At 51.2% G+C, this 12,265-nt stretch carries 11 protein-coding genes and 1 other RNA gene; 8 read left to right on the top strand and 4 right to left on the bottom strand.

All coding sequences use genetic code 11. The features are described 5' to 3' along the window. Window positions 1–279: 279 nt before the first annotated feature. A complete protein-coding gene (locus P8H26_RS08485; protein WP_289632511.1) occupies window positions 280–4,122 on the top strand; it encodes an AsmA family protein in 3,843 nt (1,280 codons plus the stop codon). Window position 4,123: 1 nt separating this feature from the next. On the opposite strand, the gene P8H26_RS08480 is transcribed toward P8H26_RS08485, so the two are convergent. From P8H26_RS08480 to P8H26_RS08470, 3 genes are all read right to left on the bottom strand, one after another. Continuing rightward, entirely contained in the window at window positions 4,124–4,396 is a 273-nt protein-coding gene (locus P8H26_RS08480) for a ribbon-helix-helix domain-containing protein (protein ID WP_289632510.1), read from the bottom strand. Next, a complete protein-coding gene (locus tag P8H26_RS08475; protein WP_289632509.1) occupies window positions 4,393–4,614 on the bottom strand; it encodes a DUF4169 family protein in 222 nt (73 codons plus the stop codon). The genes P8H26_RS08480 and P8H26_RS08475 overlap by 4 nt, the downstream gene beginning before the upstream one ends. A 79-nt stretch (window positions 4,615–4,693) precedes the next feature. Next, window positions 4,694–5,290, bottom strand: a complete 597-nt coding sequence (locus tag P8H26_RS08470) for an SspB family protein (RefSeq protein ID WP_289632508.1) — start codon at window positions 5,288–5,290, stop codon at window positions 4,694–4,696. A 479-nt stretch (window positions 5,291–5,769) separates the two neighbouring features. On the opposite strand from P8H26_RS08470, the gene P8H26_RS08465 reads away from it, so the two are divergent. Beyond that, the gene (locus P8H26_RS08465) at window positions 5,770–6,987 is read left to right on the top strand and encodes a multidrug effflux MFS transporter (protein ID WP_289632507.1); all 1,218 of its coding nucleotides are present in this window, start codon (window positions 5,770–5,772) and stop codon (window positions 6,985–6,987) included. 71 nt (window positions 6,988–7,058) lie between these two features. On the opposite strand, the gene ssrA is transcribed toward P8H26_RS08465, so the two are convergent. Then, window positions 7,059–7,423: a transfer-messenger RNA gene (ssrA, locus tag P8H26_RS08460) on the bottom strand. A gap of 285 nt (window positions 7,424–7,708) precedes the next feature. Here ssrA and P8H26_RS08455 point away from each other — a divergent pair. From P8H26_RS08455 to P8H26_RS08430, 6 genes are all read left to right on the top strand, one after another. Further along, the gene (locus P8H26_RS08455; protein WP_289632506.1) at window positions 7,709–8,020 is read left to right on the top strand and encodes a DUF2853 family protein; all 312 of its coding nucleotides are present in this window, start codon (window positions 7,709–7,711) and stop codon (window positions 8,018–8,020) included. A 107-nt stretch (window positions 8,021–8,127) separates the two neighbouring features. After that, window positions 8,128–8,922 (top strand): thymidylate synthase, encoded by a 795-nt coding sequence (locus P8H26_RS08450; RefSeq protein ID WP_289632505.1) that lies wholly within the window; start codon window positions 8,128–8,130, stop codon window positions 8,920–8,922. Next, complete coding sequence (locus P8H26_RS08445; RefSeq protein ID WP_289632504.1) at window positions 8,919–9,431, top strand: dihydrofolate reductase; 513 nt, start codon at window positions 8,919–8,921, stop codon at window positions 9,429–9,431. The genes P8H26_RS08450 and P8H26_RS08445 overlap by 4 nt, the downstream gene beginning before the upstream one ends. Window positions 9,432–9,618: 187 nt before the next feature. Next, the gene (gene hflK, locus P8H26_RS08440) at window positions 9,619–10,773 is read left to right on the top strand and encodes an FtsH protease activity modulator HflK (protein WP_289632503.1); all 1,155 of its coding nucleotides are present in this window, start codon (window positions 9,619–9,621) and stop codon (window positions 10,771–10,773) included. Continuing rightward, window positions 10,773–11,678 carry a protease modulator HflC gene (gene hflC, locus P8H26_RS08435; RefSeq protein WP_289632502.1) on the top strand — a complete coding sequence of 302 codons (906 nt, stop codon included), beginning with the start codon at window positions 10,773–10,775 and terminating at the stop codon, window positions 11,676–11,678. The genes hflK and hflC overlap by 1 nt, the downstream gene beginning before the upstream one ends. Before the next feature lie 15 nt (window positions 11,679–11,693). Then, window positions 11,694–11,879, top strand: coding sequence for a DUF2065 family protein (locus P8H26_RS08430; protein ID WP_289632501.1), 186 nt, complete (start codon window positions 11,694–11,696; stop codon window positions 11,877–11,879). The last annotated feature ends 386 nt before the right edge of the window (window positions 11,880–12,265 follow it).

Here is a 12,265-nt window from a genome sequence, read left to right as displayed (position 1 = left end):
CAGATATAAAGTCAATTCAGTGTTGAGGCAAAACTGCCCGGACGACATGAGAACAAAATGATATTGGCCGTTATATGATACCTGTAATGATTAGCTGGCAGCGGATCAAGCCATGTGATGGTCTTTGGTGATTTGTTTCAAGCCTGTGGACAGGTACGTAAAGGCTTTGCGCCGATGAAATTACCTTGTTGTCGCAGGCTGCATACCATTATGGTGTAGCACAGAATCGTGATTCATATATTGATGTATTGATGGCCGCTATGCGGGCGGAGTGAGACTTTGGGGCGATTGTTCGTTGCTATCGGCGGGGTGCTGGTACTGGTGCTGACTTTGGCGCTGGTTGTGCCGCCGTTTGTCGACTGGACAGGCTATCGCAACAGTTTTGAACAAGAGGCAAGCCGGATTTTAGGCCGCCCTGTTCATGTGAACGGAACTGCCAAAGCGCGTTTGCTGCCGTTTCCGTCTGTTACTTTTTCTGATGTGACTGTTGAGGGTAAGAATGGCCGCAGCGCCTTAACTATGGATGAATTTTCCATGGATGCGGAGCTGATGCCTTTTTTACGCGGCCAAATCCTGATTTTTGATATGCGGATGGAAAAGCCGCATCTCTTTGCCGGACTGGATGCTCAGGGGCAACTGGACTGGGATTTGCCGGAGAAAAGCGATTTTGCCGGTTCAAAAGTACGGTTGGAAAAACTGACCTTGCGTAACGGGCAGATTACCCTGCGCGATGAGATGCGCGGTCGTGAGCAGCAGTTTGCCCAAATTAACGCAACTTTGTCAGCCGGTAGTCTGGCGGGCCCGTGGCGTGTCAACGGACATATGCAGGCAGACGGTGAGCCGTTTGGTGTTGAAATCAGCACCGCTGAGAAAAAGCGGGACACACCGTTGCGGCTGCGTGTGCGCCTGCTGCCTGACGATCTTGCGCTTTCGATTGAGACAGACGGCGATGTGACCGTGCAGGACGGCAAGCCTTTCTATAAAGGGCAGTTCTCGTTTCTGACGCTGAGCGATGAAGAGCGCAAAAAAGCGGACGCGAAAAAGCCCGCAGTTACTCTCGACAAGCTGCGGCTGACAGGAAAGTTCGCGGCGCAGAGCAGCGGCTTTGATATTGAAGAATTCCGTATGGAACAGGGGGAAGCGGATGCGCCCTATGTTATCAACGGCAAGGCGCAGCTCGATCTGGCTGAAAATCCGCATTTCATGATCAGTGCGGACGGTCAGCAGGTTTATCTTGATGGTATGAAGCCGGATATCAGCATGCAGGATAATAAGCCTGCTGATGAGCTGCCGGTTTTGTCATTCCGTGAGAAAATCGCTTTTCTGCAAACGCTGCTTGAGCGTATCCCTGTACCGGATATTCCGGGCAATATTGATCTGCGTCTTCCAGCCATTGTGGCCAGCGGCACAACGATCCGCTCTATCATTATCCGTGCCGAGCCCAATGATGGTGCGTGGAATATCAGCCAGTTGCAGGCTGATCTTCCGGGACGCACGCAGATTGAGGCCAAAGGCAAGTTACTGCTTGGCTCAGACTTCGGCTTTCAGGGCAGTTTTCTGCTCGCATCGCGCCAGCCAGCCGGTTTCGCCTCATGGCTGTCTGGTGATGCAGGTATGCCGGTATTGGGGCAGGTGCCCGCCGCCGGTTTCTCAGGGAAAATCAATCTGAGCAATGATTTGCAGCGTGTTGATGATCTCGAAATTGTACTGGGGGACACGGTTCTTCAGGGGAGTTTTGAACGGAGCGGCGGCGTAAAAAGCGCTGCATCCTCTGCGCTGAATATTGAAGGCAAGGCGCTCGATGCCGGTACAATGCAGCTCCTAAGCAGCATATTCTTGCGCGAAGGTGACTTGTCTGCGCTTGCGGGTGAAAATCTGACCGTTAATCTGAAGGCAGGGCCGGTTAAGTTTTCCGGTCTGGAAGCGGATCAACTTGATACTGCTTTTCGTCTCAGTGGCGGCAAGCTGGACTTCGACCGGCTGCTGATCAGCGGGCTGGAAGGTGCAACTATTTCTGCTACCGGCGCGCTGCGGCCGTTCGATCATTCGGTCAATGCAACGCTGGATGCAACGGTTCTGGCGGATGATCTGGAACCCTTGCTGCATAGGTTAAATACTGTTTTTCCACGCGAACCGTTAATCTCTGCCTTGTCGGTCAGAGCAGGCGCTTATCCTGAATTATTTGCCGGTACAAAACTCGACTTGCTGATTAATGCGGAAAACCTGTTTGCAAATGGTGAGACTGTTGCAAAGCCAGATGAGGCAAATGACAAGCAAGCTGAAGCCGGTACTGACAAAACACGCGGCAACCGTGTTAAAAATGGTAATGCTGCAAAGCAGGCTGACAAAAGCGATATTGCTGAATTATCCTTCAGTCTCAATGGCCAGACAGGGGCAATGATCCTGTCCGTGGCAGGCTCATCCAAGGGAACTCTGTCCGGTTCGGAGCCAATGCAACTGTCTTTAACCGCCAATGCAAAAGCAGCGTCTGGTGAGGCTGCGCTGGTACTGCTTGGCTTACCGGTTGTGCCATTGGGGTTGATGGGCGAGGCAGAAGTTAATTTGCAGGCGCAGGGCGCGCCCGTAGCTGGCATGAAAACGAGCCTTGAAATCAGCGGTGATGATGGTCGTGCGCGTCTCGACGGTGTGATTACGCTGACCGGAGAAGAACTGGCAGCCAGCGGCAAAGCCGTATTGAAAAGCGATGATCTGGAGCCGTTTCTCGCGACCACAGGATATGCACTGCCTTTCGGGCGTGGTTTCGGCAGTGGCTTGCTGGTCAATATTGCCAGTGATTTCCAGTTCGGAAAAAACATTGTCCGCCTGCCGAATTTGCAGGGTAAGCTGGATGATGAGACAGTGAGTGCAAGGCTGGATGGCTCGCTCAGTGACCAATCCGTTGCGCAGTTGCGCGGCGAGATAAAACTGGAGCGCTTTGATTTGTCGGCATTGTTTGCTGCAATGGCAGGCTTGTCGCAGCCGGATATTACAATTGCAGACGGTACAGGCTGGTCTGAAACGGCTTTTGGCAACAAAACCAATCTGCCGCTGGGGCTGGATGTGAAGGTGAGCGCAGCACAGGCTGTAATGACGGATGCCGTCTCGATCAGTGATTTCTCAGCTCGTTTGATTAAAGCTGACCAGCAATTGCAAATCAGTGAAATTGGCGGCAACTGGGCAAGCGGAAAATTGTCCGGCAAGCTGGAGCTGAACAATGCCAATGGTTCATTGCTGACCAGCGGTGATCTGCGTCTTTCCGGCGGCGATATGGCTGTTATCTATCAGCCCGAAGGCTACACACCACCCGTTACCGGTGAAAGCGATATCAAACTCGGTTTCACAGGAAGCGGAAAATCTATGGCGGATCTAGTGCATTCTCTGGCGGGTGAAGGTGCCGTGAGCATCGACAAGGCCGGTATTGCGGGTTTGAATGTCCCTGCAATGGCAGAAATATTGCGCCGTTCGGATGCGCTTTCAGATAGCGCTGTTGCACAGGTCGAGCCGAAACAGGCAGAGACCGAGCGCAGCAAATTGTCGAAAACTCTTACGGAAAACGGCTATATGAGCGCTGCTCAGATGCAAACTACCCTTTCGCTAGCCGGGGGTATTATCCGTGCACCGTCTGTTAAATTACAAAATGACAAAGCAATTTTGCAGGCCGATCTCCAGCTTGATCTAAACCGCTTTGCCTTTGGCGGCACGGGTGCTCTGGAAATGGTATTGCCGCAAAATGAGCGCAATGATGTGGCGCCGCAAGTGCAGTTCACTGTTTCCGGATCATGGCAACAGCCGCAGTTGCGTTTTGATTATCAGCCTATGGTGCAGTTTCTGACGCAGCGTGGCTTGCTGCGCGAGCAGCAGCGTGTTGAGGCTGCACAAGCGCTGATTATTGAAAAGCAGCGGCTGAAGCGTGAGGCTGATTATTATACGGCAAGGGCGGAAACACGAAAACGCCAGCGCATAGAGGCTGAAGAAGCATTACGCAAACGTGCTGAAGAGGCGGCAGGCGCAGCAAATTCCTTGCCGCAGGAGTTGCAGCAAAGACATGAAAACCCTGCACCGGATTTTAAGCCAAGTCTGGATGAATTTCTGCAAACTCTGCCGGAAACACAGTTGCAATAAATTACGGACTTTTGCTGCTTAAAACCCAATCCAGTACATAGAGCCGCAGGCTGGAGGAAAGGTTGCTGCTGCGATCGCGCTCATCGTCAATCATAGCAATGAGCGATGCCAGTGACTGGCCGTTATGTGCAGCGATTTGCGTGATGATTTCGTAGAAGGCATCTTCCAGCGAGAAGCTTGTAGCGTGGCCGTGCAAGGTTATGGAGTGTTTGCGCAATTGCGCTTTGCTGCGCGCTACTGTGCTTGCAGGGCGGGACCGCGTTTTCTCACTCATGCAGGCTCATCATCTGATGAAGTGCTGCTCAAAGCCGATGTTTCAGGCTCAAGCTTATTCAGCTCAAGAAACCGCGTGTCTTTTTCAGATTGGTTTTTTGCAAAAGCCTTTTCCGCTTTGGTACGCCCGAAGAGGATGCGATTGGCGTTGGCTTCAAGTTCTTTTGTTGCCTGAGCTTTGCGTTTTTTAAACTGTCTGAGATTGATAATGTCACTCATGACCAAGCCTCTCAAAGACAAATATCGTTTTTTAATATAGGTGCGCATTCCGGCCGGAGCCGGAATGCGATCATGTCATTTATTTTTTGCGGAAAGCATCAAGCGATACAACATCAGCCGATGGTTTCGGAGCTTCTTCAGTCGCTGGCTTTTCAGCACCGTCGTCTTTTGCTGTCGTTTTGCTGCGGTCGGCTTTCTTCGCCGGTTTCTTCGCAGGCTTGGCAGATGCGTCTTCCTGATCTTCTGAAGCATCGTCCTGTGGTCTCAGCTCAGAAACAATTTCCAGTGTTTCCGTGTCGTTATCGCCGGTTGGCAGGGCAATAGACACATCAAATTCCAACTCGAAATTGACTGACGGGTCGTAGAAGCCGCGAATAGCGGAGAACGGGATCACCAGCTTTTCAGCGATTTCACCAAAGGAAAGGCCGACTTCAAAAAGCTGCTCAGTGACCACCAGATCCCAATATTGGTGCTGCATAACAATTGTCATCTGTTCAGGATATTTTTCCTTCAGACGGGATGAAATGCGAACGCCCGGGGCTTCGGTCAGAAAGGTGATGAAGAAGTGATGATTGCCGGGCAAGCCAGCCTTGTTCACTTCCATAAGTACTTTGCGGATAACGCCGCGAAGCGCATCCTGAGCAAGAATATCGTAACGGATAAGATCCTGAACCATAAAATCCTTATCCCGCGGATTCGAGGAGTGATGTCATATATGTTGTCTAAATCAGCATTGCCGTATGATCAATTGATTAATCAGGAGCCGGCATTCTGAAAGAGGCAGCATGTTCTGGTTAAGTGGTACAACAGCTTTTGTCATTTGTGTGAAAAAAGCGCAGAAAATTTACCTCATTTATCAATATACCCCTGTAATGAAAGGTGAAAGGGCTTTCTGAAATAATCTGCTTTTCCGGCATGTTTCGTACGCATTATGCGTGTTTCCGGCTGCTTTAAGTTAGCATGGGTACCTCAGAAGCCAATCCGGATTAAATTGACGGTTGACCATTGGTAGCTTCGCTTTTATTTTCCCACTCCCTTCAGTCCGGATTATGTGAAAAATCTGAGTGCGATGACAAGCGGCTGAATTATTTGACGGATTGTGGTTTTCTGCACAGAGGCGGATGAGCAATCCTCCGTATTCTGAAAGATGTTAGAATGTCCGCTCGTTTGATGCGCACCGCGCTTGTGCTTGGTTTTATTTCGGCAATCGGGCCGTTTGCCATTGATATGTATCTGCCGGCGCTGCCTGCAATTGCCAGAGATCTGCATGCCAATGAAGCGGCTGTGCAGATGAGCCTGATGGTGTTTTTTCTGGCGACGGCGCTGATGCAGATGTTCTGCGGACCATTCTCCGATATTTATGGCCGTAAACTGCCGCTTTATCTGGGGCTTGTACTCTTCGGTATCGGTAGTGTTGGCTCGGCTATGGCCACAAATATCGAAATGCTGATCTTTTTCCGCTTCATTCAGGGTGTAGGGGCGAGTGCGGGCATGGTTGTGCCCCGTGCGATTGTGCGTGACCTCTATACCGGTGTTGATGCGGCGCGGCTGATGTCGATGCTGATGCTGGTGTTTTCGATTTCGCCAATTCTGGCGCCGCTGACAGGCAGTTTTATTATCGATGATTTTGGCTGGCGCGGCGTGTTCTGGGCGGTGTTGCTGGCGGCTATTCTCGGGCTGGCTTTGGTGACTTTCGCGCAGGAAGAAACGCGGCCGGTTGAAAAGCGGATCTCTGGTGGGGTCGGACGTGCATTGCGCGGCTATGCGCTTTTGATCCGCGACGGCAAATTTATCGGGCTTACCTGTATCGGCGGTTGCTGCATGGCAGCATTCTTTGTCTATATCGCCAATTCATCGTTTATCTTTATCGAAAAATACGGATTGACCCCACGTGAATATTCGCTGGTGTTCTCGCTCAATGCGATCTCGTTTTTCGGCGTGTCTCAGTTGAATGGCATGTTGGCGAGCCGTTACGGCCTGGGAAAAGTCGTTTCCTATGCGGTAACCGGCTATCTGGTGACGATGGTTGTCATGGTTCTTGCAGCCATATTCCTCACTCAGAGCCTGTGGATGATTATGGCATTTCTGTTTATCGGCAATGGTTTTCTCGGGCTTGTTCTGCCCGGAACCAGTGTTCTGGCACTGGATGATCATGGCGAGATTGCCGGAACGGCAGCCGCATTGCTCGGAACTTTGCAACTGCTGGTCGCAGCCGCAGCAATGGGGCTTAGTTCATTCATCATGAACGGCAATGTTTTGCCAATGCTGGTTGCCATTGCGCTGTGCGGCTTCTGCGGTTGGGTGCTGACTTATATAACCATCATGCGGCACGGGCTGAAAAAGCCAGCCTCGTATGAGACGATCATTCGATGAGTGTTTGACATAATAAAATAAGGCATCGGAAAATCCGGTGCCTTTTTCATACGTATACATAAAGGGAAAGAAGTGGAGGCTTCTGTTGCCAGGTGCCTCCGAACCCCGCCTTAAGGGGCTAACCCTAAGGACTTAGGTTGGGTTTCCCGCACCGCCATTAGGCAGCGAGAGCGTAACCCTGAGCTTTGTTGTCATTTGCAACTACTCAATAGCCCGATAACGGTGGTACAATGCCGAGCAAAAGATCAGCCTTTACGCCCTTGTCGATCCTGTTTCGCCCCCGCCACAATACAGCCTGATATTTTAAGCTGTATTCTGGTGGAGGCGCCGGGTACCGCCCCCGGGTCCAATGGGTTTATTACGCAGTCCATTTATCACCATAGTCGGTCAAGCCGACACACCTTATATAGGCGGCTTCCACGGGCTTGAAAAGAGGGCGCAGGAATTTTCCTGTGTCTTCGGGCGTTGAAAATATTGATCCGGCCGGATTTATGAACGCCCGTCATTTATCAAAAAAGATTGAAATAACAGTTTGGTGTGTTTTCTGATAGAATAGAGGCATTACAGCATTGACAGCCTTTGTCTGCTGGTCAATCTTTCCATAATATAGTGGCATACAGAGTTAAACGATGATTCATCAGCAGATTGCTGCGTCATTGTCTTATTTGCTACTTCGGGTTTAACGGCCGTGACCACGGTCAGATTGAAGGAGACTGGTTTCATGACTGATTATCTAGCCGACGTACGCCGTTACGATGCTGCTGCCGATGAGGCTGTTGTTGCTAAAATCGTGAAGCATCTCGGTATTGCTCTACGCAGCCGCGATGCGTCGCTGGTTGCTGCTTCCGATGCTGAAGAACTGGCGCGTGTACGCACCAGCTGGATTGGCAAAAAGCTTGGCATTGAAGATGCTGAAAAGGCAGATGCTGTTATCGCCAGCGTGGCTGAAACCATGAAGGGCGACCACAACAAGCAGCGTGTGACCTTCTATTACCTGACCGCAAAAGCGCTCGGTAAGCTGGAAAGCCTCTGATAAGTTTTAAAAGCCCCGCATTCAGCGGGGCTTTTTTATGTGCTCTTACTGATCAAAACTGTGTGTGCGTCATTGCTGTGAATTCTCAAAAGGGCTAAATAGCGCCTATGCGTACATATCTTGATCTTCTTCAGCACGTTCTCGACAACGGCACTGATCGTGGCGATCGTACCGGTACGGGAACACGTTCGGTTTTTGGCTATCAGATGCGTTTTGATCTCGCGCAGGGCTTTCCTGTGCTGACGACCAAAAAGCTGCATCTGCGTTCTATCATCCATGAATTGCTGTGGTTTTTGCGCGGCGACACCAATATTTCTTACCTTAAAGAGAATGGCGTGAGTATCTGGGATGAATGGGCGGACGAGAATGGTGATCTCGGCCCTGTCTATGGTGCGCAATGGCGTTCATGGCCGAAACCTGATGGTACGCATATCGACCAAATTGCGAATCTTATGAGAGATTTGCAGAAGAATCCTAATTCAAGACGTTTGATTGTGTCTGCATGGAATCCGGCGCTGGTTGATGAAATGGCGCTGCCGCCATGCCATTGCCTGTTCCAGTTCTATGTGGCGGACGGCAAATTATCGTGCCAGCTCTATCAGCGTTCAGCCGATATTTTCCTCGGCGTGCCATTTAACATCGCATCCTATGCGCTGCTGACTATGATGATTGCGCAGGTTGCCGGTCTGAAACTTGGTGATTTTGTGCATACGCTCGGCGATGCGCATCTCTATCACAATCATTTCGATCAGGCGAAATTGCAGCTCACCCGCGAGCCGAAAGCGCTGCCGGTGATGGAAATCAACACGGAAGTAAAAGATCTCTTCGCCTTCCGCTTTGAGGATTTCAAACTGGTTGGCTATGAGGCCGAGCCATCCATCAAAGCGCCGATTGCGGTGTGATGACCATGATTATTTCTTTTGTTGTTGCTGTGTCAGAAAATGGTGTGATCGGGCGCGATAACGGCATGCCGTGGCGTCTTTCCACGGATTTGCAGCGTTTCAAAAAACTTACACTCGGCAAGCCTGTGGTGATGGGGCGCAAAACATGGGAATCGCTGGGCCGTCCGCTGCCGAACCGCGCCAATATTGTGATCACCCGTGATGGTGGTTACAAAGCGGAAGGTGCGCTGGTTGTGCAGACCATTGATGAAGCGCTGATTTCTGGTGAACAGGCAGCACGCGAAGCCGGTGTTGATGAAATTTGTATTATCGGCGGGGCGCAGATTTATGCTCAGGCTATGGATAAGGCTACGCACCTGCATGTGACGCATATTGAAGCTTCAATCGACGGCGATGCGTTTTTCGGTCCTGTCGATCCCCAGGTCTGGCAGGTTGTCAGTGAAGAGCATGTGCCTGCGGGCGAGAAGGATAATTATCCGACCCGCTATGTGGTTTACGAACGACGCTAACAGGTAGGGCAGTCTCAAAAGACAGCTATTTTTACCATGTCGATCAACTAATTTGTCAGAAAATTGCAAAAGCGTGATGAATCTTCGTGTCTTGCGTTGAAAGACTGCTTTTGCGTACCTATAAACGGAACAGACTGATTGATGAATAGAGGTGTTCCGCCTCTGACATCTGGCACGAGAGGTGAGGATGCCCTGGAGTAATCAAAATGGCGGCGGCCCGTGGGGTAGCGGCGATAAGAATGGCGGGTCCGGTAACGGCGGTTCCAATAATGGCGGCTCTAATCAGGGCGGACCGTGGGGACAAGGCCCTAAAGGACCGCGCGGCGGGCCTGGCGGAACTCCTCCTGATCTGGAAGATATTTTGCGCAAAGGCCAGGATCGCCTCAAAAAAGTGATCCCGGGCGGCGGTGGCGGCGGTGGCGGCCCGGCTTTGTATATCGTTGGTGCGCTTGCACTTGCCGGTTTCTGGCTGTTCCAGTCTATGTATACCGTGCAGCCGGATGAGCTTGCGGTTGAAATGCGCTTCGGTGTGCCGAAAGAAACCATTTCCGAACCAGGTCTGCATTTCCATTTCTGGCCGATTGAAACCTATGAAAAGGTCTCGACCGGTGAACGCCAGATCAATATTGGCGGTCAGGGCACACGCGGTGCCACACAGGGTCTGATGCTGACCGGTGACCAGAACATTGTTAATGTTCAGTTCTCTGTCCTTTACCGTGTTTCCGATCCGCGTTCGTACCTGTTCAAGGTACAGGATCCTGACAATATGGTTCGTCAGGTTTCTGAAAGCGCGATCCGTGAAATCGTTGGCCGTCGTCCGGCTCAGGATGTGTTCCGTGACAATCGTGCAGCGATTGCTGAATCGGTGCGTGATATTGTGCAGGATACGCTGAACGGCTATGGCGCCGGTATTCAGGTTACGGCTCTTTCCATTGAAGATGCTGCACCACCGCGCGAAGTGGCTGATGCTTTTGATGAAGTGCAGCGTGCTGAACAGGATGAAGACCGCTTTGTAGAAGAAGCCAACCAGTATTCTAACCAGAAGCTTGGTCAGGCACGCGGTGAGGCTGCGCAGGTTCGTGAAGATGCTGCCGGTTACAAAACCCGTATGGTTCAGGAAGCAGAAGGTGAAACCCAGCGCTTTAACTCTGTCCTGAATATTTACAAGCAGTCGCCTGATGTTACCCGCGATCGTCTCTTCATTGAAACGATGGAGCAGGTGCTGAAAGACAGCAACAAGGTGATTATCGAAGGCGGTAACAATGTTATGCCTTACCTGCCGCTGACGGAACTGATGCGCCAGCAAGGTAAGCCGGCCGGAACTGCTGGAGGCGCACAATAATGAATCAGAATCGTTTGCCTTTTATCGTTGGTGCGATCGCTGTTGTCGCATTTCTGGTTTATTCATCGCTTTTCGTCGTCAACGAACGCCAGCAGGCAATTGTCTCGCGTTTTGGTCAGATCGTTGATGTAAAAACTGAGCCTGGCATTTACTTCAAGCTGCCATTTGCTTTTGCTGAAGCAGATAATGTGCAGATCATTGATGATCGTATGATGCGCTTTGATCTGGACGATATCCGCGTTCAGGTTTCCGGCGGTAAATTCTATGATGTGGATGCGTTCCTCGTTTACCGCATTACGGATGCCCGTAAATTCCGTGAGACTGTTTCGGCGAATACAATGCTTGCAGAACAGCGTCTGCGTACCCGTCTCGATGCGGCTCTGCGTCAGGTCTATGGTCTGCGTGGCTTTGAATCAGCCTTGTCGGAAGAACGTGGCAGCATGATGCGTGAAGTGCGCGACCAGCTGCGTCCGGATGCGGAATCCCTTGGTCTGACCATTGAGGATGTGCGTATCCGCCGTACTGATCTGACCGCTGAGGTTTCTCAGCAGACATTCGACCGCATGAAGGCCGAACGTCTTGCCGAAGCTGAACGTCTGCGTGCCCGTGGCCGTGAAGCTGCACAGCGTATCAAGGCTGTGGCTGACCGTCAGGTTGTGGAAATCGTCTCTGAAGCGAACCGTGATTCGGAAGTTCTGCGCGGTGAGGGTGAAGGTGAGCGGGGCCGTATTTTTGCGGATGCCGCTAAACAGGATCCTGATTTCTTCGCATTCTACCGGTCAATGAACGCCTATCGTCAGTCTTTGCAGGCTGAAGGTACAACAATGGTTCTGTCACCGGATTCACAATTCTTCCGCTTCTTTAAGGATGCAGCCGGCAAGTTGCCGTCTCAGCCTGCCCAGTAAAGACCGGATGTTATTGTGAGTGATCTGATAACAGCCATAGGTTTGCTTCTCGTTTTAGAGGGACTGCTCTATGGCGGCTTTCCGACCTTCGCCAGACGTATGGCAAAAGATGTGTCGGAAGCACCGGAGAGCTATTTGCGAACCGCAGGTATGGTTGCGCTGGTGCTTGGTGTCGGTGTGGTCTGGCTGGTTCGGGGCTGATCTGCCGGATAAAATTACAAAGAGGCGTATGATATTTCATACGCCTCTTTTTTTCAGAATTTGCAGCATTAAATCATAGCGACTGCCTGGGCTTCAAACTTCTGATAATGTGCTTTAGAGCGCCGTGCGCCCCATTGGGCGTACAAAGGTCGCTCGAACACTTTAAAAGTAGAGCATAATTGGTTTAAAGCAGAGCGCATTGCATTCAGGCGGCTCATAGCAGGCGTTCGGAATTACAGGTGAGTGTATGTTGCGGATATTAAATGATGACATTTAACTGCGACATGCTCTGGCCGTATTTTGCTTGCAATCCGTTGTAAGTATCAGGGTTAGAACGACCTTTTTGCGCCGATCGGGCGCACGGCGATCTAAATAACAAAAACAGG

Origin of the sequence: Pseudochrobactrum sp. sp1633, assembly GCF_030376605.1 — a bacterium.
Lineage (GTDB): Bacteria > Pseudomonadota > Alphaproteobacteria > Rhizobiales > Rhizobiaceae > Pseudochrobactrum.
Note: the sequence above shows the minus strand (reverse complement) of the source record. Positions and strands in the feature narration are given on the sequence as shown.

Bases quoted from the DNA above. Each gene is read 5' to 3' on its own strand.
- P8H26_RS08480 (WP_289632510.1), bottom strand. From the start codon at position 4,396: ATGAGTGAGAAAACGCGGTCCCGCCCTGCAAGCACAGTAGCGCGCAGC.
- P8H26_RS08475 (WP_289632509.1), bottom strand. From the start codon at position 4,614: ATGAGTGACATTATCAATCTCAGACAGTTTAAAAAACGCAAAGCTCAG.
- P8H26_RS08470 (WP_289632508.1), bottom strand. From the start codon at position 5,290: ATGGTTCAGGATCTTATCCGTTACGATATTCTTGCTCAGGATGCGCTT.
- P8H26_RS08465 (WP_289632507.1), top strand. From the start codon at position 5,770: ATGTCCGCTCGTTTGATGCGCACCGCGCTTGTGCTTGGTTTTATTTCG.
- P8H26_RS08455 (WP_289632506.1), top strand. From the start codon at position 7,709: ATGACTGATTATCTAGCCGACGTACGCCGTTACGATGCTGCTGCCGAT.
- P8H26_RS08450 (WP_289632505.1), top strand. From the start codon at position 8,128: ATGCGTACATATCTTGATCTTCTTCAGCACGTTCTCGACAACGGCACT.
- hflK (WP_289632503.1), top strand. From the start codon at position 9,619: ATGCCCTGGAGTAATCAAAATGGCGGCGGCCCGTGGGGTAGCGGCGAT.
- hflC (WP_289632502.1), top strand. From the start codon at position 10,773: ATGAATCAGAATCGTTTGCCTTTTATCGTTGGTGCGATCGCTGTTGTC.